18 protein-coding genes and 1 pseudogene are annotated in these 21676 nt (G+C 42.7%); 15 read left to right on the forward strand and 4 right to left on the reverse strand.

From position 1 onward, the window contains the following. Positions 1–274 precede the first annotated feature (274 nt). Positions 275–1615, reverse strand: coding sequence for a DEAD/DEAH box helicase (locus tag NLP_RS18645; protein ID WP_104907694.1), 1341 nt, complete (start codon positions 1613–1615; stop codon positions 275–277). A 215-nt stretch (positions 1616–1830) separates the two neighbouring features. Here NLP_RS18645 and infC point away from each other — a divergent pair, with 215 nt between their 5' ends. Then, positions 1831–2343 (forward strand): translation initiation factor IF-3, encoded by a 513-nt coding sequence (infC, locus tag NLP_RS18650; protein WP_104907695.1) that lies wholly within the window; start codon positions 1831–1833, stop codon positions 2341–2343. A gap of 159 nt (positions 2344–2502) precedes the next feature. Here infC and NLP_RS18655 read toward each other — a convergent pair whose 3' ends face one another. After that, the gene (locus tag NLP_RS18655) at positions 2503–3117 is read right to left on the reverse strand and encodes a TetR/AcrR family transcriptional regulator (RefSeq protein ID WP_104907696.1); all 615 of its coding nucleotides are present in this window, start codon (positions 3115–3117) and stop codon (positions 2503–2505) included. Between the two features lie 417 nt (positions 3118–3534). Here NLP_RS18655 and NLP_RS18660 point away from each other — a divergent pair, with 417 nt between their 5' ends. The 9 genes and pseudogenes from NLP_RS18660 (at position 3535) to NLP_RS18700 (ending at position 13405) form a co-directional block, all read left to right on the forward strand. Next, positions 3535–4845, forward strand: coding sequence for an HlyD family efflux transporter periplasmic adaptor subunit (locus NLP_RS18660; RefSeq protein ID WP_104907697.1), 1311 nt, complete (start codon positions 3535–3537; stop codon positions 4843–4845). Beyond that, positions 4842–6017, forward strand: coding sequence for an ABC transporter permease DevC (gene devC, locus NLP_RS18665; RefSeq protein ID WP_104907698.1), 1176 nt, complete (start codon positions 4842–4844; stop codon positions 6015–6017). The genes NLP_RS18660 and devC (NLP_RS18665) overlap by 4 nt, the downstream gene beginning before the upstream one ends. Before the next feature lie 74 nt (positions 6018–6091). Beyond that, positions 6092–6790, forward strand: a complete 699-nt coding sequence (locus tag NLP_RS18670) for a DevA family ABC transporter ATP-binding protein (RefSeq protein WP_104907699.1) — start codon at positions 6092–6094, stop codon at positions 6788–6790. Between the two features lie 883 nt (positions 6791–7673). Continuing rightward, a complete protein-coding gene (locus NLP_RS18675) occupies positions 7674–8873 on the forward strand; it encodes an ABC exporter membrane fusion protein (RefSeq protein ID WP_199784647.1) in 1200 nt (399 codons plus the stop codon). Positions 8874–8991: 118 nt separating this feature from the next. Next, entirely contained in the window at positions 8992–10164 is a 1173-nt protein-coding gene (gene devC / locus NLP_RS18680) for an ABC transporter permease DevC (protein ID WP_104907700.1), read from the forward strand. Between the two features lie 88 nt (positions 10165–10252). After that, entirely contained in the window at positions 10253–10951 is a 699-nt protein-coding gene (locus NLP_RS18685) for a DevA family ABC transporter ATP-binding protein (protein WP_104907701.1), read from the forward strand. A gap of 528 nt (positions 10952–11479) precedes the next feature. Then, positions 11480–12415 carry a M23 family metallopeptidase gene (locus NLP_RS18690; protein WP_104907702.1) on the forward strand — a complete coding sequence of 312 codons (936 nt, stop codon included), beginning with the start codon at positions 11480–11482 and terminating at the stop codon, positions 12413–12415. Positions 12416–12536: 121 nt separating this feature from the next. After that, positions 12537–12701: pseudogene (locus NLP_RS18695) on the forward strand (late competence development ComFB family protein); the annotation flags it as partial. 143 nt (positions 12702–12844) lie between these two features. Then, entirely contained in the window at positions 12845–13405 is a 561-nt protein-coding gene (locus NLP_RS18700; protein WP_104907703.1) for a late competence development ComFB family protein, read from the forward strand. Here NLP_RS18700 and NLP_RS36145 read toward each other — a convergent pair whose 3' ends face one another. Further along, positions 13406–14422: a L,D-transpeptidase gene (locus NLP_RS36145; RefSeq protein ID WP_442946627.1), complete on the reverse strand. Its 1017-nt coding sequence runs from the start codon at positions 14420–14422 to the stop codon at positions 13406–13408. Positions 14423–14701: 279 nt separating this feature from the next. On the opposite strand from NLP_RS36145, the gene NLP_RS34240 reads away from it, so the two are divergent. The 3 genes from NLP_RS34240 to NLP_RS18720 all read left to right on the forward strand — a co-directional run bounded on the left by NLP_RS34240 (position 14702) and on the right by NLP_RS18720 (position 16648). Beyond that, a complete protein-coding gene (locus NLP_RS34240) occupies positions 14702–14854 on the forward strand; it encodes a hypothetical protein (RefSeq protein WP_199784648.1) in 153 nt (50 codons plus the stop codon). A gap of 365 nt (positions 14855–15219) precedes the next feature. Then, a complete protein-coding gene (locus NLP_RS18715; RefSeq protein WP_104909929.1) occupies positions 15220–15876 on the forward strand; it encodes a sigma-70 family RNA polymerase sigma factor in 657 nt (218 codons plus the stop codon). Positions 15877–16033: 157 nt separating this feature from the next. Continuing rightward, a complete protein-coding gene (locus NLP_RS18720; protein ID WP_104907704.1) occupies positions 16034–16648 on the forward strand; it encodes an anti-sigma factor family protein in 615 nt (204 codons plus the stop codon). Between the two features lie 16 nt (positions 16649–16664). On the opposite strand, the gene NLP_RS18725 is transcribed toward NLP_RS18720, so the two are convergent. After that, entirely contained in the window at positions 16665–17120 is a 456-nt protein-coding gene (locus tag NLP_RS18725; protein WP_104907705.1) for a gamma-glutamylcyclotransferase family protein, read from the reverse strand. A 190-nt stretch (positions 17121–17310) separates the two neighbouring features. On the opposite strand from NLP_RS18725, the gene leuS reads away from it, so the two are divergent. Together leuS and NLP_RS18735 are read left to right on the forward strand one after the other, a co-directional pair. Further along, entirely contained in the window at positions 17311–19929 is a 2619-nt protein-coding gene (gene leuS, locus NLP_RS18730; RefSeq protein WP_104907706.1) for a leucine--tRNA ligase, read from the forward strand. Between the two features lie 178 nt (positions 19930–20107). Then, entirely contained in the window at positions 20108–20365 is a 258-nt protein-coding gene (locus NLP_RS18735; RefSeq protein WP_104907707.1) for a DUF433 domain-containing protein, read from the forward strand. Positions 20366–21676: the final 1311 nt, after the last annotated feature.

A 21676-nucleotide genomic window follows, 5' to 3' on the forward strand; every position in this document is an offset into this window, starting at 1 on the left:
TGCTGAGTATAACCCCATAGTTAAAACTACGCGAACGCCAACGCCAAGGGCGAACAGAACTTTGCTCTTAGGGGCACGATTACCCTATATGCTGAGTGCAATTAATTTTACTTTTTACTCAGTACTCGTTACTCTAAGCCGAGGCACTGTTTTGGAGTCTCTGACACAACTCTATAAAGACTTGTGTATACACCGAAAATTTGTAAGCGAGAGGAATGGAAGTGAGGTTTTCCAGAACCCGTGAAAAATCAATCTATTGAACAGCTAACGAACATTAGCGATCGCGTTTAGCAGAACGGCGCGATGCCGATGAACGAGCGCCAGGTTTCTCGCCATTGGTGGCAGGTGGCGCTGCCTTACGTTTAGCCGATGTCTGTGGTAATGGTTTAGGAGTACGAGCCGGACGCTTATCACCTCCAGGCTTGGCTTTGTGTTGCCGTCCATTTGGGATTGGTTCGGGGTTAGTATCGGGGTTGGGCGCAAAACCAGCAACCACTTCCTTCGGCAAGCGCTGCTCAATCAGTTTTTCGATATCTATCAATAGATGCTGTTCATCGACACACACCAGCGATACAGCTTCACCTGATGCGCCAGCGCGACCGGTGCGACCAATACGATGAACATAATCTTCTGGTACATTGGGCAAATCAAAGTTAACAACATGGGGCAGTTCGCTGATGTCAAGACCTCTAGCAGCAATATCTGTCGCCACCAATACCTGTAAGCTGCCATTTTTGAACTTTGCCAGAGCGTTGGTACGCACAGGCTGGCTCTTATTACCGTGGATTGCCAATGCTTGAATGCGGTCTTCGCCCAACTGCTTCACCAAACGGTCAGCGCCATACTTAGTGCGAGTGAACACTAGCACTTGATACCAATTATCTCGCCGAATCAGATGAGCCAGTAATTGGCGTTTCTTGTCACGGTCTACCTGGTAAACTTTCTGTGCGATCGTGTCGGCAGTAATGTTGCGGCGTGCCACTTCAATCATTGTCGGGTTATTGAGTAATCCGGCGGCCAGTGCCTTAATTTTGTCTGAGAAAGTAGCGAAGAATAGCAAATTCTGTCGCTGTTTGGGCAGGAGTGAGAGGATGCGGCGGATATCATTAATAAAACCCATGTCCAGCATCCGATCGGCTTCATCCAGCACCAAAACCTCAATCTGCGATAGGTTCAGCGTACCCTGCTGTACGTGGTCTAGCAGTCGCCCTGGAGTAGCGACCAAAATATCCACTCGGCCCCTTAAACGCTGTTTTTGCAGATTAATACTGACTCCGCCAAACATCACCATTGAGTTGAGATTTAAGTACTTGCCGTACTCGCGCACGCTTTCTTCTACTTGTGCAGCGAGTTCACGAGTCGGAGTGAGAATCAACGCTCGGATTGGTGGGTATCCATTAGACGTACCTTTGCTTTTGTTAGACGACAACCGATGCAAGAGCGGCAGTGTAAAACTAGCGGTCTTTCCAGTACCAGTTTGTGCCCCAGCTAATAAATCTCTACCCGACAAGACAGCAGGAATGGACTGCATCTGGATTGGCGTGGGTTCCGTGTACCCTCGTTCGGTAACAGCACGGATAATTTCATTGGACAAGCCGAGATCGGAAAAAGACATAAGACTCCAAAAATAACATCGGCCTGTCACCAATGATGGCGTCAGTCTTAGGCGGACGGATAAAAATTATTGAAAAGCTGGATGGGCAGTAGCGCAAAGACTGAGAGCGAGTGCCGCAGTCCCTCATTCTAACAGATTGCCGTCTATTGTGTTGTTAAAGTTGCTCTGATTCAGTGTTGTGTTAAATTGGCATTACCTGCTTGTAAAGCAAAGTATTGAACAAATGGGAGAAATTCATTATCGCAATCCAAAAGCAACTGATTAATTCACAAATCAAATCACCTAGCGTCTTCTTGATTGACCATGAAAATAACAATCGTGGTCTGATCGATACCAATGAGGCGTTACAGCTAGCCGAAAGCTTAGAGCTTGACTTAGTTGTAGTCTCCCAAGGTAAAGACGCTCCAATCGCCAAGATTCTCAACTATGGCAAGCTTCAGTATCAAAAGAAAAAACGTCAGAGTCAAAGTGCTAGACCCACGGTAAAGGAAGTTCGATTCGGTCTAAACGTGGGTGTGGCTGATTACAATTTACGCATTGAACAAGCAGGTGAGTGGTTAAGTAAAGGCGATTCTGTCAAGTTTGCCATTCGTTTACGAGGCCGAGAACATCAATATCGTGACAAAGCGGGAGAACTGCTAGACCGAATTGCAAACGATCTCAGTCAAGTAGGTAAAATCCAGTCGCTGGATAAACGCGCCCTAGTTGTTCAAGTCATTCCTGCTTAGTTATCTGGCGATCGCTAGGGGATGTATTTGTGGCAGCTTGTAAGGAACGAAAAAAGCCGGACACAGTACTGTAGCTTCTATGGAAAAAACAGTCAACTGTTACTCAAGGTAAATTTGACTTTCCGACCAAACAAGCGCCACGCGCCGGGATATAACCAATCAATCGGCGCATTTAGCGATCAGGTGTGTCAAGGCATCAATTAGGCGATCGCTTTCCATTGGTACAATGTCCTGTCCATGCATCACATTTTGAGTAATATGAAAATGCACCAGTGCTCCTAAGAGAATTCTCGCCGTTGCCTCTGGGTCAGGTATGTTTAATTCAGGAGCTGCTAAGTAGTGAGTGAGAGTTTCCGCTACTGGCTTAATCATTGCTTGAACACAAATTTGAGCTAACTCAGGAAAACGCCCAGATTCCCCAATTAGGACTCGCATAAATGCACTATGTTCTTTGTCGTTAAGCATTTGCTTTAATGCTTTGGTTGCTACCTGGTGCAGTATGACACCTGGTTCTCCCTCAATCGGTTCTGTGCCAAAAATGGAGCTGTTCTTTTTGCTTGTCAGTTGCTCTAACAGTACTTTAAAAAGTCCTTCTTTATCTTGAAAGTGGCTGTAGACTGTCGCTTTAGAAACACCTGCTGCTACCGCTACCCGATCCATGCTTGTACCAGCATAACCATGTTGAAGGAATTCTTGCATTGCTCCTTGCAAAATTTGCTCCACTTTATCAACGGAATTGTCTCGATCCACTTCGCCAGCTTTGATGCGTACCATTTATTAATCATCCTTTCTTATAAACAATATTAATAGATGCTGCAAAATGCCCAGTACAAAATGGCGAAAATAAACATAAGTAGGTCGGCGGAAAAATTTGTCGTTGGAATCAGGCAAGAGGTACGAAGGAAGAGGGTTTTAGTATAGTTTATCTTTCTTCACATAGTTTGGTTTAATTGTGGCAACTTACTTACCCTTCGATAAAGCTCAAAAGCCTCTATTGTCAGCTTTCCTCTCTTCTACTTTCTTGTAGTAGACAATCAATCCCAATAGGGAATAGCATTCAGCTGCATAATGCCTTTGCAAATTGATTGACAAGTTTAGTGTATCATGTTGACTAAACTAGTCCGTTTAGTTTAGCATAATTGAACTGGACAGTTTAGTACAAGTTGCTACTGGTGGTAAGGGGAAAATAGTATGGAGCAAAACAGGAATTCAGAGGGTTTAAGGTCTTCTCAGAATCTTTTGCGATCGCCTCTTCTACTTGCAATAATTGCATCTCTAGCAATAGGCGGAATCAGTGTTTATACAGTGATGAAGCTTCAAGCTGCAACTAATGAAAAGCAAAAAGCACCAGTAGCAGTTCAGCCTGTGATAAAAACAGTAACAGCATTAGGGCGGTTGGAACCAAAGGGAGAGGTAATAAAACTGTCAGCGCCTTCTTCAAATGGTGAAGGAAATCGGGTAGAGCAACTATTGGTGAAAGAAGGCGATCGCGTCAAAGCTGGGCAGATAGTTGCGATTATGGACAACCGCGATCGCCTACAAGCTACTTTGGGTGAAGCACAAAAACAAGTTCAAGTTGTCAAATCCCGCCTTAACCAGGTAAAAGCTGGAGCCAAACAGGGAGAAATTGGAGCGCGTCAAGCTACGGTGAATCGTGTACAAGTAGAACTACAAGGAAACATTAAAACTCAGCAAGCCACAATTAATCGTCTAGAAGCAGAACTCCTTGGGCAACAACGGAGCTTGCAAGCAACAGTGGCTCGCGTAGCAGCCGAGAAAGGTAATGCCCAAGCTGACGTGCAGCGCTACGAGACTTTATACAAAGCAGGAGCAATTTCTAGCCAGGAAGTTGATAAAAGACGCCTAAGCGCCGAAACTTCTACTCAAGCCTTAATTGAAAGCCAAGCCACCCAGACAAGAACTGTAGCGACCCTACAACAGCAGCTTAACGAAGCAAAAGCCAACCAGGATCAAACCCTTGCCAGCTTGCAACAGCAGATTAACGAAGCAAAAGCTAACCTAAATCAAACCACTGAAGTTCGTCCCACAGATATAGCAAATGCACAGGCAGAGATAGACAGTGCTCAAGCCACTGTGGAGAAAATTAGAGCAGAACTGGCAGAGGCATACGTTGTGGCTCCTAAAGTCGGTCGAATTTTGGAGATTAATACACGAGCCGGAGAAACTGTAGGCAATGAAGGAATTGTGGCTCTAGGTCAAACCGACCAGATGTATGCAGTAGTAGAAGTCTACCAAAGTGATATCAAGAGAGTGCGTCCGGGACAACCGGTGCTGATAAGCAGTGATTCCCTTCGCAATGAATTAGAGGGAAGAGTCGATTGGATTGGTATGCAGGTAAAGCGGCAAAATCTGATCAATGCTGACCCCTCTAGCAATATCGATGCCAGAGTAGTGGAAGTGCATGTGCAACTAAATAAACTATCCAGCCAAAATGCTTCTAGCTTAACTAATTTGCAAGTCAAGGCGGTAATTGAACTGTGATTGGATTTATCCAGGAACTGCGGCGGCGAACGCCTTTAGGATGGCTGCAACTGAGTCATGAAAAAGGTCGTCTTTTGGTGGCATTGTCAGGTATTGCCTTTGCCGATGTTCTGATGTTCATGCAGCTAGGGTTTCAGAATGCCCTGTTTGAAAGTAACACAATGCTGCATCGGAGTATGCAGGCTGATATGTTTGTGATCAGCCCCCAAGCACGTAACCTAGCATATATGTCTAACTTTACGCGGCGGCGGCTGTATCAAGCAATGGATGTACCAGGTGTAAAGTCGGCAGAAGGAATGTATGTCAACATTGTTGATTGGAAAAATCCCCAAACACATCAGAAGACGACAATATTAGTTATGGGGTTCAATCCCGATCGGCAAGTGTTGAACTTAGCGGATGTGAATCGCCAGATAGATGCTATTAAGCTACCAGATACTGTTTTGTTCGATCGCGCCTCTAGAGGAGATTACAACGAAGCGATCGCCAAAATTGAACAAGGTAAAACTGTTACAACCGAAATAGAACGGCGGACAATTACCATTAGCGGCTTATTTTCAGTCGGGGCTTCCTTCATAGCCGATGGTACTTTGATCACTAGCGACCAGAACTTTTTGCGACTATTTCCCAGACAACAAGCAAGCAGTGTCAGTCTCGGTTTAGTGCAGCTGCAACCAGGCTATGATCCAAAACAGATGAAAGCAGCTTTAGAATCTCATTTAGATAATGATGTTAAAGTTTTAACCAAAGCAGAATTTCTCGAATTTGAAATAAATTACTGGAAAACAAATACGGCGATCGGGTTTATCTTCAGCCTGGGTGTAGCAATGGGGTTTTTAGTGGGCGTGATTATCGTGTATCAAGTTCTTTCTACAGATGTGAATTCCCATATCAAAGAATACGCCACTTTTAAAGCAATGGGATATAACAATCTCTACTTATTAGGTGTGGTGTTTGAAGAGGCGATAATTTTGGCGATTTTGGGCTTTATCCCCGGAGCGATCGCACCTTTAGGACTTTATCATTTAACTCGTAATGCCACCAATTTGCCAGTTTACATGACCGTAGCACGGGCCTTGACGGTATTAACACTGACTATGATTATGTGCATAATTTCTGGTGCGATCGCCACCCGGAAATTACAGTCCGCCGACCCCGCAGATATGTTTTAGAAAATGGGCATTGGGCATAAAGATACTTACCCAATTCCCAATCTAAAATCAAAAATTTAAAATCTAAAATTGCTATGCCTCCTGTAATTTCTGTTAAAAATCTCGACCACTATTTTGGTCATGGTAAACTCCGCAAGCAAGTTCTCTTTGATATCAACCTGGATATTAACGCTGGCGAAATTATTATTATGACTGGGCCTTCTGGTTCTGGTAAAACTACACTTCTCACCTTATCAGGCGGCTTGCGTTCTGCCCAATCTGGTAGTTTGCAGATATTGGAACAAGAACTTTGTGGTGCTAATAAAGCACAACTTACCCAGGTGCGACGTAATAACGGTTATATTTTCCAAGCACACAACTTGCATGGTAGCCTGACAGCACTCCAGAACGTCAGAATGGGCTTGGAAGTACATAAGAATATTTCGCCAGCAGAAATGAAAACCCGGTCAGCCCAAATATTAGAGGAGGTAGGATTAGGAGATCGCCTGAATTATTATCCTGATGATTTATCTGGGGGACAAAAACAAAGAGTTGCGATCGCTCGTGCTCTAGTTGGTCGTCCTAAAATTGTCTTAGCGGATGAACCTACCGCCGCTCTTGACAGTAAATCGGGACGAGATGTGGTCAACCTGATGCAAACACTAGCTAAAGAACAGGATTGTACCATTCTCTTGGTTACTCATGACAACCGCATTCTAGATATTGCCGATCGCATCGTCTACATGGAAGATGGCAAGTTAGTAAATGACAGTGCTGTTCTTGCAGTTAGTTAGGCTGCTAGGTCTTCCAACAGATATCTGGTGAAATTAAATATGCTTTATCCAGAGCCTTTGTAGAGACGTAGCAGTGCCACGTTTCTACATTATTTTTTGGAGATGTCTAATAAGTTTTTAACCACCCATCTTAGATTAAATTTACTACTCCGTATTGCATCCAAACGAGAAATTTTAAATATTCCTTAACTTTTGAAAGTATTGGATAAAAACTTCATAATTTCTGTGTGTAAATTACTTTAATTTTTAGATAGACATAATTGGTATCTAATTAGATTCTTTAGATTTACTATTATTATAAACACAATCTGCTTTTTACATAAAGGAAATCATCAAAACTTGACATTAATTGGAATTGTTCATAACTTTGACAAAAAATACTTATTTTATTTAATTAATTTGATTATGATTGTTGGCGCTGTTACAACCCGAATTTTTAAAACGGTTTATTATACCTAAGTACTTTCAGAAACCAAAGGTAGTTTACTAGGAAACTTAACTTCTCAATCAGTAGAATGATTTGTTATTTTTCTATCCATCTAAATAACATTAAACTGCGTCCACGTTGAAAACCGTAGTTCTGTATGAATAGAAAAACCCTCACCCTAAATCCCTCTCCCTACTTGGGAGAAGGGGAGCCGGAAAGAAGTCCCTCTCCCTACTTGGGAGAGGGATTTAGGGTGAGGGCAAAAACTACGGTTCTCAACATAGATGAGGTTTATCTAAGTAAAATATCAACATTTTACAATTTTGCGATGGACTTGTAAGTGATAAATCAACAAGAAATGACTAACTAAAAAAGTATGAATTAGCAAATAAGTACGGAGAAAAGCCTAATCTGTTCTTTTTATTTTTTCTGCGCCACTAGTTAAGAGGTAAATCTATGGTGCGAAACTCAAAGCTAGGGTACAGAACGTTCCCAAAGTCTATTCTGCGTCCATCCGTTGCTATAGGTATAACTATATCTTTATTAGTTGGCGGAATAAGTTTTTATATAGTAAAACGCGGGCAAAATTATGCCAATCAAGAGGCACAAGTACCAGCAACACAATTGCCACAGTTAAAAACAGTAACAGCTTTAGGGCGACTCGAACCACAGGGAAAGGTAATTAAACTGTCTGCTGCGGTGTCTGCGGAAGGAAGTCGGGTAGAAAAGTTGTTAGTGAAGGAGGGTGATAGGGTAAAGGCAGGACAGACGATCGCAATTTTGAACAGCTGCGATCGCTTGCAAGCGGCATTTAAAGAGGCACAGGAACAAGTGAAAGTAGCCCAGGCAAACCTAAACCGCACTCAAGCAGGTGCTAAACGCGGTGAAATTGCCGCCCAAAAAGCTGCGATCGCTCGTCTAAAAGCAGAACACCAAGGTGATATTAATACCCAAGCCGCGACAATTGAGCGATTTCAAGCCGAAGTGCGTAACGCCCAAGCAGAAGACGAACGCTATCAGCAACTAGATCAACAGGGTGCAATTTCCGCCTCCCAACGGGATAGCAAGCGTTTAAACTTGGAAACCGCCCAAAAAAGCCTACAAGAAGCCCAAGCACAGTTAAATCGTACCCAATCAACTAGTCAGCAACAAGTTAAACAAGCCACAGCAATACTTGATGAAATCGCCGAAGTGCGCGGAGTGGATGTAGAAGCTGCTAAAGCAGAAATCAATCGTGCCCTAGCAGCCATGAATCTGGCAAAAGTTAATCTCGAACAGGCTGTAGTGCGATCGCCCCAAAATGGACAGGTATTTGAGATCCATACCCATCCTGGGGAATTAGTATCAAATGATGGCATTGCAGATATTGGACAAACCAGCCAGATGTATGTCATCGCCGAAGTCTACGAAAGCGATATCGGCAAAGTGCATTCAGGGCAGCAAGTGCAAGTATTTGGTGATTCCCTGCCAATTGAATTGCAGGGAATTGTAGATCGCAAAGGCTTGCAAGTGCGACGGCAGAATGTTATTAACACAGATCCCGTCAGCAATATCGACAACAGAGTAGTAGAAGTCCACATCCGACTAGATAAAGCTTCCAGCCTAAAAGCCGCTACCTTAACCAATATGCAAGTTAAGGCAGTAATTGAATTGTGAAATTTGTCATTAGTCATTAGTCATTAGTCATTTGTCATTGGTTATTAATTCTTCTTCGTTACTTCCTTACTCCCTCATCTCCCTTGTCCCCTCATCCCCCCACTCCCCACTTCTTATGATGGGATTGCTCAAACAACTGCGACGGCGAACTCCTCTAGGATGGCTGCAACTAAATCATGAAAAAAGCCGTCTTTTAGTGGCATTATCAGGCATTGCCTTTGCGGATCTTCTGATGTTCATGCAGCTAGGTTTTCAGACTGCGCTGTATGACAGTAACACCAGACTACATCGCAGTTTGCAAGCAGACATTGTTTTAACCAGTCCCCAAGCCCGTAACTTAGCAAGCTTGTCTACATTTTCTCGGCGGCGACTTTACCAAGCAATGGATATACCAGGGGTGAAGTCGGCCCAAGCAATGTATTTCAACAACACAATCTGGAAGAATCCCCAAACACACCGTGAGACAGGGGTGTTAGTTATCGGCTTTAACCCAGACAAGCCAGCCTTTGACTTACCAGATGTTAACCAGCAATTGCAAGCGATCAAAATGCCGGATACCGTGTTGTTCGATCGTGGTGCAAGAGGAGATTATCAAAAAGCGATCGCTCAAATTGACCAAGGTAAAACCCTGACTACCGAAATAGAACGGCGCACAATTACCATTAGTGGCTTATTCCAAGTCGGGGCTTCCTTTGGCTTTGATGGCAACCTGATTACCAGCGATCAAAATTTTTTGCGGCTATTTTCTGGGCGACAGTCCAGCAGTGTCAGTCTAGGCTTGATTCTTCTGAAACCAGGTTATGAACCGAAAAAAGTAGCAGCAATGCTCAAAGCCTACCTCAGAGATGATGTCAGAGTATTAACCCACGCCGAATTTATTGAATTTGAAAATAACTTTTGGAGAACAAATTCCCCAATTGGGTTTATTTTCAGTCTAGGTGTATCAATGGGGTTTGTGGTCGGCGTGATCATCGTCTATCAAGTCCTTTCTAACGATGTTAATGCCCATGTTCGAGAATACGCCACCTTCAAAGCAATGGGATATCGCAATTACTACTTGCTAGGTGTGGTGCTTGAAGAATCGTTGATTTTAGCAGCACTGGGCTTCTTCCCTGGATTGGGAGTTTCTTTAGTGCTTTATCAACTGACTCGCAGTGCTACAAATTTGCCCATGTACATGACTGCGATTCAAGCATTGCAGGTGTTAGTACTGACAATCATTATGTGTACAATTTCCGGTGCGATCGCCACCCGCAAACTCCAAGCCACCGATCCTGCTGATATGTTTTAAATTTGTCATTTGTCATTGGTCATTGGTTATTTGCAAAGGACAAAAGACAAATGACCAATGACGATCGTCACGAGTAATCGATCTATTTATGACTAGTCAATCCATCATCTCCATCCAGAATCTCGACCACCACTTTGGTCACGGCTCACTCCGCAAGCAAGTTTTATGTAATATCAACTTAGAGATTAATGCCAGTGAAATTATTATCATGACTGGGCCCTCTGGTTCTGGAAAGACTACCTTGTTGACCTTGGTGGGTGGATTGCGTTCTGCCCAATCTGGTAGTTTGCAGGTGTTGGGACGAGAACTTTGTGGTGCTAGTGCTGAAGAACTAGTGCAAGCGCGACGCCATAACGGTTATATTTTCCAAGGACATAACTTGCATGGTAGTTTAACGGTACTCGAAAACGTCAAAATGGCTTTAGAATTGCACAAACATCTTGGGTTAAAAAAAATGCGAGCTAGGTCAGCCCAAATGTTAGAGCAAGTAGGATTGCGAAATCATTTGCATTACTATCCCGATCGACTGTCTGGGGGACAAAAACAACGAGTAGCGATCGCTCGTGCTTTAGTTAGTCATCCTCAAATAATCCTCGCAGATGAACCCACTGCCGCCCTTGACAGTCAATCAGGACGAGATGTAGTCAATCTCATGCAAAAACTAGCAAAAGAACAAGGCTGTACCATCTTGATGGTTACTCATGACAACCGTATCCTAGACATTGCCGATCGCATCGTTCACATGGAAGATGGCAAACTCAAGTCAAAAGTAATACTATCAGCTTAAAGTTAATTAGCGTATTCCATTATTCAGAGTTGCTTTATAAAGTAAATCTTAAGTGTGGCGTGGCAAACTCGCATTTCTGCCTTAGTGTCACAATTTTTTGGCAATTAAAGCCTATTATCAGTAAATTTTAAAATATTTACGACTAGTGACTAGTATATATAGTTTAATTTATCCTCAGCGACTTACTTAATCTAATTTAAGTAATTTCCCTATATCAATTTCAACCCAACAATGTGATATTAGTGTCCAGTTGAAAAAGTGTCTAGTTGATTCCAAGATTTCCTTCAAGTATTATTTATGTAATCACAGTTAAATTTTATGCTCATTGCTAATGTCATATACCTTGGTTATTAGAGTTAAGACCAATTTTCTAAAATTACAGATAAAATGATTTGCCCTTGCAATCCATAAGTAACGGGAGAATTTCCAAAAATTTATGGTTGTCAACAACATTGGCTTCCAACGGGAAAACTAGCGATAATAAGCTAATCTATTTTCCAATACAAGCAAGGGATTTTTTGTAGTTCTATGATTATTGAGAATAGCGCTAGTAGTTCAAACAAAAATTTGCTCGGTTTTGATGTCAAAACTTTGACAGCCAATTGCCATGCAATAAATGTGTTAAAGGGAATATTTGCTGTTCTCCCGCTCGCCTTGGCATTGCCTGTAGATGCTTTGCAAGTAAAGGTGATTCCAACTAATCCTAAATTAGGGGATACACTCTCGGTGGTGATTAATCTAGATAACCCAGAGAATCGTACAAATCCAACAGTAGCCAGTGGTAAAAATACATACCCAGCCTTTGAAATTGCACCCAATCAGTATCGGGCATTTGTTCCCACAACTCCACTAGAAAAAACTGGAACTAGAACACTTCGGGTTGCAGGGGATGGTCAAGTTAAAAACTTGGCAGTGAATGTGCTTAATCGCAAATTCCCCGTACAACACATTACTTTGCCACCTGGCAAAGCCGGAGTGGATGCCACAGAGTATGAACTCAAGCGTGTGGCAGCTTTTAAGGCGCTACAAACACCAAAAAAGTATTGGAATGGAGTATTCCTGAAGCCAAATGCAGGGCGGATGAGTACAAACTATGGTGTACGTCGCTACTATAATGGTACATTTGCAAAAGACTACTATCATCGTGGTCTTGACTACGCTGGTGCTGCCGGATCACCGGTAATTGCCCCAGCCTCTGGGCGAGTTGCTTTGGTAGGTAGGGTATCCCAAGGATTTCGGATACACGGTAACGTAGTTGGCATTGACCACGGTCAAGGAGTAACCAGTATTTTCATGCACCTGAGTCGTATTAACGTTAAAGAAGGTGATTTTGTGAAAGCTGGTCAATTAATTGGCGCAGTAGGTTCAACAGGTGCTGCTACCGGGCCACATTTACACTGGGGTCTGTATGTCAACGGACAATCTGTTGATCCAACACCTTGGCGAACTAAGGTCGTTAACTAGTAAAGGCGCAATTGCTCGCGTCTTTGCATAATTTGTGTATTTTTTGCTGATAATTAGGCAAAATAAATTGGATTAATACCGTCTTTACCTTGCTTAGTCAACATAAATGATGATAAGCGTTATGAGTATCAAAAAAATTGTAGAACAAGCTCTCCAGGATGGTTATTTGAAATCAGCAATGAAAGCAGAAGTCGGTATAATCTGTGACAACGCCTCGAAACTCTCAATTGAAGAATATATGGCGTTGGATCGGCTGATGGGTGCGCTATTGAATGGTGAGGTAGTGGAGGACTAAGGTCGTTAAATAGTAGAGGCGGAATTGATCGTGTCTGTGGATAATTTGTGTATTTTTTGCTGAGAATTACCCAAAATAAATTGGATTGATACCGTCCCTACCTTGCTTGGCTAACATAAATAATGATAAGCATTATGAGTATCGAAAAAATTGTCGAACAAGCTCTCCAGGATGGTTATTTGACACCAGCAATGGAAGCAGAAGTCGGTAGAATCTGTGACAATGCCTCGGAACTTTCAATTGAAGAGTATATGGCGCTGGATCGGCTGATGGGTGCACTATTAACTGGTGAGGTAGTGGCGGTACCTCGCAAACAATTCATTAACGTGATGGAAGAATTGGTACTGACGGAAGCGATCGCACGAGTCGCAGAAATTGAAGCCACCAGCGAAAGTTCTCTAGATGTCGGGGATATTGCTGCTTACGCTCTCAACCGCCTACCACCTTTGTATGCTACTACAGAAGAGGGTGCTAACTTCCAGCGCCAAACAGCTCAGGCACAACTGCAAGACTTAATTTCTCAGCAAATAAGTGAGGCGATTAACCGTTACCTCGATCGACCCCATTTCTTCCCAGAACGGCAAGCCTTGGGCAAAAACACTGGCAATGAGGTTGTACGCCAAGTTAGTGCTTTACTCCAAACATACGCACCTAATTTTGAGCAAAATGACAAGCCAAATGATAACGACTCTTAATTAATCACGTACTAACACTTTTGTCCCTATACTCACTTGCTCATATAACAATCGGACATCAGAATTACGCATTCTCAGGCAGCCGTGGGATACAGCCGTTCCTACCAGGTCAATATCCGGCGTGCCATGAAAGCCAATTTCATTCCGTCCATCTGACCAAAAACCAATCCATCTATCGCCCAAGGGACTATCTGTACCAGCCTGAAATACTTTGCCAGTAATTGGGTGACGCCAGATTGGATAGTGTCGCATGTGGATCACCTGGAAAGAACCTGTGGGGGTTTCCCAACCTTTCTTACCGACAGCAATCGGGTAGCTGGCTATCACCTCATCTCCTGCGTATACATAAGTGCGGCGATCGCTTAAATCAACTACCACTTGGGTCTTGACATTTGCCAGCCTATTAGATGGTATTTGTTGGGCTGAAGCCTGAGACCACAGACCTTTTGGCCAACTATCCGCAACTGGATTTTGTCTTTCTTGTCCCACCAGCCGCGTCTGAGTTGGTAGGTCGCTTGCTTTAGCTACATTATTCTTAATAGTTTGGGGCTTAATGGTAGAAGGCTTGAGTTTAGAAGCCCTACGAATAGTTGCTTTCGCTAGATTCTTCTTAATTATTTGCGACTCAATAATAGAAGACTTGAGTGTAGAAGCCCTACGAGTAGTTGTTTTAGCTAGATTCTTCTTAATTATTTTTGATTTAGTTTTAGGTTTAATAGCAGAGGACTTTGGTGTAAACGTCCTCTGGACAGTCGAGCCTTGGGTAACTTCATCAAGTGGCACAGATCCACCCAGCGCAATTTCCCCCAAACTCACTTGGGAAAGATTCTTGTAGACTCCCTCTAGCCGGCTTCCCTTAAGATTAGTTCGGGTAGAATCTCGCCGCATCAAAGTAGATGCAGACTTCTCATACTGCCGTTCCGCCGTACTAATGCGCCAATGGACAGCTAAGGATAAAAATGCTGTGCCAAAACAAAGCAGCATTACCATACGCCCTACAGATTCGTTTCTTACCATTGCCATCGCCTATTGTTTATCCCTGACATATCCAGCCGAGTAATTAGATGAGTTCATCATCCGATTATCAAAAATTTATCAATACTTATCATTTCCGCTGTAAATCTGCCAACACCTCTGGGCAAACTAAGACTATGCAAATTGTCCCATCGGCAAAATTCCAAGCGAGCAACCTCATTCGTCAAAAGTTCTGAGGATCGTAAGCCTCTCCTCGGACTTTTTGGTGGAACTCTTGAAATGTAGCAATCAATCATTAATGGTGTGGGTGGATGAAAAATCATGTTTGAAAAACTATTGCTAGCCGTAACAATTACATTTTCCCTCAATTTCTTTTTTCAAGTTCGCGTACCAGAGCAACATAACTCTAGTGCTGCCTTCGGGCCACAAGCAGAACAATCAGCAACTATTCTGGTAACGAAATCAAAAAATTAAATCACCATCTTAGCAACCACAGCCACCTAACTTCCAGAAATTATTACCCGAATTTTAAAGGTATCAAGAAGTTAGAATTACAAAATTTTATCTTCATTTTTATAGCCAAATTTAATTATCTCGAGCAAGCGTATATACCCAGTTGCTAAAAGTACTAAAATGTGCCTTAGAGCGTACCTTTGTTCGTTGATCGGTCTTAGGCAACTATGGGAGCAGTATAAGGAAAAGTGGCTCTGCTTATTGCTATAAATATATCCAAAATTGTATGCTTCAGTGTTCCAGTCATCAATCCGTCACCTGAGCGTGGAACTTCTGTCCTATTAGCAGGTCTAATAGATAGGGATGATTTAGAGCCAGTACGATCTATGAGTCAATCGATTACTGTATCCTGGTCAACGGTTGATGCAAAGTATCCAGAAGCATCAGTGCAAGTTGACAAACTCCCTAACCACGATTTAATTTTGCGCTGTCAAGCCGGACTGCGACCAGATCGTGCTGCTTTTGCGGAACTATTACGCCGCTATCAAAGTCAAGTCGATCGAGTTCTATACCACTTGGCTCCAGATTGGCCTGACAGAGCCGATTTGGCTCAAGAAGTTTGGATTCGAGTGTATCGGAATATTAACCGATTACAAGAGCCTGCTAAATTTCGGGGGTGGTTAAGCCGCATTGCCACGAACTTGTTTTACGACGAGTTACGGAAACGCAAGCGGGTTATGAGTCCTTTGTCACTGGATGCTCCCCGTTCCTTAGAGGACGGCGAGATGGATTGGGAAATCGCTGGCGATACCCCAGGTCCTGAGGAAGAACTGACAACTAGAGAATTTTACGAGCAATTGCAAGAAGCGATCGCGGATTTACCAGAAGTTTTTCGTACTACTATTGTCCTCAGAGAAATCGAAGGCATGGCTTATGAAGAAATTGCCGAAATCACTGGAGTTTCTCTAGGAACTGTGAAGTCAAGAATAGCCAGAGCTAGATCGAGGTTGCAAGCCCACTTGCAGAATTATCTAGACTCCTAATTTACAGTATCTTGCCTCTGCCCAATGGCAGAATTTAAGCATAGATTAAAAATTACTAGAAAGACGTAGATTGTTTCTGCCTTTAAGAGGAGAATTGGCTAATTTTCCCGAAATTTGCGCCCAGTTTACCCGTGTATGAATTGGTAATAATGTTAAGATGACTACTGATTCTCAGTTTTACGACCGTTCTCCTTTGCAACTTCCTCAAGATTTGTCAGATGGAATGGCTAAGCATACCAATGAATCAACGGGTCTTATGAATATGGTGAAGCGCGATCGCTTCGAGTTATTGAGTGCTTATCTCGATGGTGAAGTCACAGCCACCGAACGCAAGCAAGTAGAAGAATGGCTGGCAAATGATGCCTCAGTTCAATGTTTGTATGCTCGACTGTTAAAGCTGCGCCAAGGCTTGCGGACGCTCCCAGTGCCAGCAGCCCAACAGTCGCCAGAAGAAACAGTTCAGCAAGTATTGACACGTTTGCGCCGTCGCTCCCGTTTAAACTGGATGGTGGGAGGTGCGGCCGTTGCTGCTTGTGTAATCGGTGCAGTATCTGGCTTAGTAGGTAGTGGTTCGATGGTGCCGCAACTGGCACAACGACCACAAAGAGAACCTATACAAACGTCCTCAGCATCTATAGTTCCGCCTTCGCCGCTGATGGTGGGACTAAATAACCCGGTAATTGAAATTCCGAAAGCAGCAGTAGCCTCTCCAGAAAATTCAATTTATCAGGTACAGCCGCAACGACACGACCCCAAACAGGACATAAACTAATCGCAAAGTTAACAGTTTACAGATCATAACTGTAGTTTGGGGTTAAACTACAGCCGCTCCACCAGCCCCCAGGCTGGAGGAATCCTCTTAATCGCTCAACTTTCTCTAAAGTCATTAAATAAACCCAAGCCCAACTAAGAGATAGCGACTGTGGCTCATAAACCTCGATAATTTGTCGATTATAGAGGTTTTCTGGGGTTTGTCTATTGGGCTGGTAATCTTCCAGCACATCTAGCTCATTTAAAATCTTTGGGTTGGAAAAAGAGAGTAAATATCCGTAAACTTGGCTATCCCCTAGCGTCATCGCTGGGTAGCCCATTGGCAGAGCAAATAATTTGGCTTGTACAAGAGCTATTTTGACATCAACTACTTTGCCACTACAGTATCTTTTATAGTTAGCTTCACCTGGTTTGAGCGTGCCGTAGACAAAAACCCTCACCAAATCAGAAAATTTTATATTTGATTCAACCATTTAAACCTTCATCAAATAACTCTTGCGATCTCTGAAAGGGTCGCAGTTTGAGCATAATTAGACTGCTTCTCAACCGCACTGATATATATAAATCTATGAGTAGTTGACCTACAATATTTAGATTAACCTGCTATGTCAACATATATAGGTTGACATAGTAAATGACGTAGACCCAGTAGGAGAATTTTTGGTGGATTCCCGATATAACCCAGCAGCAATTGAGGAAAAATGGCAAAAAACATGGGTAGAACTTGGCTTAGATAAAACACCGACAGTTAGCAACAAGCCAAAATTCTACGCTCTTTCCATGTTTCCTTATCCATCGGGCAGCCTACACATGGGTCACGTCCGTAATTATACGATTACCGATGTGATTGCCCGCCTCAAGCGAATGCAAGGGTATCGGGTAATACACCCAATGGGTTGGGATGCCTTTGGCTTGCCAGCAGAAAACGCTGCTATTGACCGTGGTGTACCACCAGCAAAGTGGACTTATCAGAATATGGCTCAGATGCGGCAACAATTGCAGCGTCTTGGTTTATCCATTGATTGGGAATGCGAACTTGCTACCTGTTCACCAGATTATTACAAGTGGACACAATGGATTTTCTTACAGTTTTTGCAAGCGGGGTTAGCTTATCAAAAAGAAGCAGCTGTAAACTGGGACCCTATCGATCAAACTGTACTGGCAAATGAGCAAGTTGATAACGAAGGACGTTCTTGGCGCAGTGGGGCAATAGTTGAGCGTAAATTATTACGCCAGTGGTTTTTCAAGATTACCGACTACGCCGAAGAATTGCTCAATGACTTGCATAAATTGACAGGTTGGCCGGAACGCGTCAAATCGATGCAGGCAAACTGGATTGGCAAATCTACAGGCGCTTACTTAGAATTTCCCATCATTGGGATAGATGAAAAAATCGGAGTGTACACCACACGCCCAGATACAGTTTATGGTGTAAGCTACCTAGTGTTAGCACCAGAACATCCCTTAACAAAGCGCGTCACTACAAAACAACAACAAGCAGCGGTAGAAGCCTTTATTAAAGAAGTCTCCCATCAAAGTGAGTTGGAACGTACCTCTGAAGATAAACCGAAGCGGGGTATCCCCACAGGTGGTAAGGCAATTAACCCATTTACAGGGGAAGAAGTGCCGATTTGGATTGCTGACTATGTACTGTATGAGTATGGTACTGGAGCAGTTATGGGTGTACCAGCACACGATATCCGGGATTTTAAGTTTGCCAAAAATTACGATTTGTCAGTTGATTTTGTCATCGTTTCCCCGGATGATGTTACAGGTTTTGACTTAACCCCAACATCAGAGATTGATGAAGTTACCCAACTCATTCAAATTGAATACAATCAGGCATACACTGAACCAGGAATTTTAATTAATTCTGGGGCTTTTACTGGTATGACTTCCACAGATGCTAAACAAGCAATAATTGAATACGCCCAACAACAAGATTTTGGTAAAGTGCGGGTGCAATATCGCTTGCGGGATTGGTTGATTTCGCGGCAGCGTTACTGGGGCGCACCGATACCTGTAATTCACTGTCCCAACTGTGGGATAGTACCAGTTCCTGACAAAGATTTGCCAGTACAGTTGCCAGAAGAGGTGGAATTTACTGGACGTGGTGGTTCACCTTTGACTCAATTGTCAAGCTGGGTAAATGTACCTTGTCCAACTTGTGGCACTCCGGCAAAGCGTGAAACTGACACGATGGATACTTTTATTGATTCCTCGTGGTATTTTTTGCGGTTTCCTGATGCTAAGAATGAACAACAGGTTTTCGATTCCAGTAAAATAAACGACTGGATGCCAGTCGATCAGTATGTGGGTGGGATTGAACACGCGATTTTACATTTGTTGTATTCGCGGTTCTTTACTAAGGTTCTGCGGGACAGAGGCTTGTTAAACTTTGATGAACCCTTCCAACGCCTGTTAACTCAGGGTATGGTGCAGGGTTTAACTTACCTAAATCCTAATAAGGGTGGTAAAGATAAATGGATTCCTTCTAATTTGGTAAATTCAGCCGACCCCCGTGACCCCGATACAGGTGAACCATTGCAACGTCTCTACGCTACCATGTCTAAATCAAAGGGCAACGGTGTAGCACCAGAAGATGTAATTTCTAAATACGGTGTAGATACAGCGCGGATGTTCATCTTGTTCAAAGCGCCGCCAGAAAAAGATTTGGAATGGGATGAAGCCGATGTGGAAGGACAATTCCGCTTTTTAAATCGGGTTTGGCGTTTGGTGACAGATTATGTTGCGGCTGGGGTATCCCGTAAGAAAGCCCAATCTGATTTAACTAAAGCAGAAAAGGAGTTGCGGCGGGCAATTCACACGGCTATTCAAGCGGTGACAGAAGACGTAGAAGACGAATATCAATTCAACACAGCTATTTCAGAATTGATGAAGTTGAGTAATGCCTTAACTGATGCCAACGGCAAAAGTTCACCAATTTACGCAGAAGGTATTTGGACTTTAGTGGTATTATTAGCACCCTTTGCACCACACATTGCTGATGAATTGTGGCATTTATTGGGTGAAAGTGATTCAGTTCATACTCAAACTTGGCCATCATTTGACCCGGCTGCTTTGGTTGCTGATGAAATCACTTTAGTGATTCAAGTTATGGGTAAAACTCGCGGCTCGATTCAAGTACCAGCACAAGCAGATAAAGCCGCGTTGGAGAAATATGCCCGTGAATCAGAAATTGCCCAGCGTTACATCGAAGGTAAAGAGATTAAAAAGGTAATTGTAGTGCCTGGAAAGTTGGTGAATTTTGTAGTTAGCTAAGTACAGCTTTGCATAAAATTGTGGCAAATTGAGGGTTTAAATTTATTTAAACGCAGATGCGCTTCGTCTTTTTGCAGGGTAGGGGCGCAGATAATTCGCTACGAATTAATGAAATGTTGTACTTAGAATCGATAAAATTGTAAATGTAGCCTGACAAAACATCAGAGGCTTTACATCTGTGACACTCAAAGAGTTAGAACAACAACTTGTTGCCCTCAGTCCTGATGAAAAATTGCAGGCTATACATTTACTTGCTCAAAGTCTTGGTAACAATTGGCAAGGAGTTAAAAAAACTCCTAGAGTCTGTGGTGGAGAGGCTCGCATCGCTAAAACTCGTATTCCCGTTTGGGTATTTATGGAAGCTCGCCATCTTAGATATAGTGATGCTGAGTTTTGTTCCTTGTTGCGAACGCGCATGAGTTCTTGCCAGACCTAATAAAACCTTTCCGAATTAATATTTTTTCGTTAATATGTGCCGCAACTATTTTTTCTCAGAGATCGATTGAATATGCTTTCATGAAAAGATAATATTTTTATTCTTACTAACTGTACCTTATAACAGCAGGAAGTGCTGTATTGTTTGCACGAACTAATCGTAATTGATAACAATTTACAGCACGGATAGATGAGGCTGTGCCAGCAGAAGAATCGTTGCAAGGAAAACTAATTCGTGTGGTATGTCCAGTATACTTAAAAAGGTTTTGATGGAACGCCAAATGCTAAAGCCGTCAAGTATATTTTGCAAGAACTCTTTTACCAGTAGTTGACTTCTCTGGTGTATGTGTCTTTAAAAACATCTATCCGATCGTCCAGAAAGTTGGATTGTTTTATTTATACACAAAAAAGCGCTTGAGAGTTTTGCTCACTCAAGCGCTTTTCTGTAAAAGCTTATACCAACTCACTGGTTTGATGCAACATTTGAAATCTGCAACACTCCCTGAGGAGGGAGTATTACGCGGATAACTTGTGACAAACATGTGGTGAAATGGTATCACTCCTTGCACTAACTAAGAATATCTCTTTTGCAATAATACCGGGGATCTAGTGAGTGACAGTTTATAAACTGAACACTAGTTAAAAACGACTCACCATGAATAGTAACTAAGGAGACTAAACACGATTGTAGCAATTTTGTAAGTATAGTATAAAAACTTATAGTTTATATTGCCCGCCGCCGGCATCGCTTATTACTAAGTGCAGTATCGAAAAGTGCAGCAATTAGTAGCATAGATATCTCAACTTCTGCGTCAAATTAGTCACTATCAAATAAGCCAGAAAAGTCTTGGATACTGCCATCGAAGCGGTTTTGACTCAAATAAATTATAGATGAAGGTATTTTTTAGAAAATGGCAACCCAACAACAAATCTTTGATTCAAATAGATTGAAAAGTTTGGGTTGGGTATGTTCTATCTCTTAGCAAACGGTAACATCCAAGTCTTCTGTATAGTGTAGGGGGTTACTTCTTTCGTGGAAGCAAAACACAACTTTTTCATCGACAATTACCGCGATGTTCAAAACGATTTAGCGTTTTTTATAACAGGACATTACGCAAAATTATGAAAAAACGAACCGCAAAGGACGCAAAGGACACGAAGGAATAAGCTTTCAGATAGTTATTGCGTAAGTTTTATCTAAAAACAACTGAGGTGGATTATGGGTAGATTTTAAGAATTTATTGTACCTATGCCTCATTTAGATAGATGTTTCATCTTTGGCTATAATAGCCGTTCGCCTACGAGCAGACAC

Source organism: Nostoc sp. 'Lobaria pulmonaria (5183) cyanobiont' (genome assembly GCF_002949795.1).
In the GTDB taxonomy this organism is placed as follows: Bacteria; Cyanobacteriota; Cyanobacteriia; order Cyanobacteriales; family Nostocaceae; genus Nostoc.

Coding starts and splice junctions, on each gene's coding strand:
- NLP_RS18645 (WP_104907694.1), bottom strand. CDS start 1,615: ATGTCTTTTTCCGATCTCGGCTTGTCCAATGAAATTATCCGTGCTGTT.
- NLP_RS18655 (WP_104907696.1), bottom strand. CDS start 3,117: ATGGTACGCATCAAAGCTGGCGAAGTGGATCGAGACAATTCCGTTGAT.
- NLP_RS18660 (WP_104907697.1), top strand. CDS start 3,535: ATGGAGCAAAACAGGAATTCAGAGGGTTTAAGGTCTTCTCAGAATCTT.
- NLP_RS18670 (WP_104907699.1), top strand. CDS start 6,092: ATGCCTCCTGTAATTTCTGTTAAAAATCTCGACCACTATTTTGGTCAT.
- NLP_RS18675 (WP_199784647.1), top strand. CDS start 7,674: ATGGTGCGAAACTCAAAGCTAGGGTACAGAACGTTCCCAAAGTCTATT.
- devC (WP_104907700.1), top strand. CDS start 8,992: ATGGGATTGCTCAAACAACTGCGACGGCGAACTCCTCTAGGATGGCTG.
- NLP_RS18685 (WP_104907701.1), top strand. CDS start 10,253: ATGACTAGTCAATCCATCATCTCCATCCAGAATCTCGACCACCACTTT.
- NLP_RS18690 (WP_104907702.1), top strand. CDS start 11,480: ATGATTATTGAGAATAGCGCTAGTAGTTCAAACAAAAATTTGCTCGGT.
- NLP_RS18700 (WP_104907703.1), top strand. CDS start 12,845: ATGAGTATCGAAAAAATTGTCGAACAAGCTCTCCAGGATGGTTATTTG.
- NLP_RS36145 (WP_442946627.1), bottom strand. CDS start 14,422: ATGGTAAGAAACGAATCTGTAGGGCGTATGGTAATGCTGCTTTGTTTT.
- NLP_RS34240 (WP_199784648.1), top strand. CDS start 14,702: ATGTTTGAAAAACTATTGCTAGCCGTAACAATTACATTTTCCCTCAAT.
- NLP_RS18715 (WP_104909929.1), top strand. CDS start 15,220: ATGAGTCAATCGATTACTGTATCCTGGTCAACGGTTGATGCAAAGTAT.
- NLP_RS18720 (WP_104907704.1), top strand. CDS start 16,034: ATGACTACTGATTCTCAGTTTTACGACCGTTCTCCTTTGCAACTTCCT.
- NLP_RS18725 (WP_104907705.1), bottom strand. CDS start 17,120: ATGGTTGAATCAAATATAAAATTTTCTGATTTGGTGAGGGTTTTTGTC.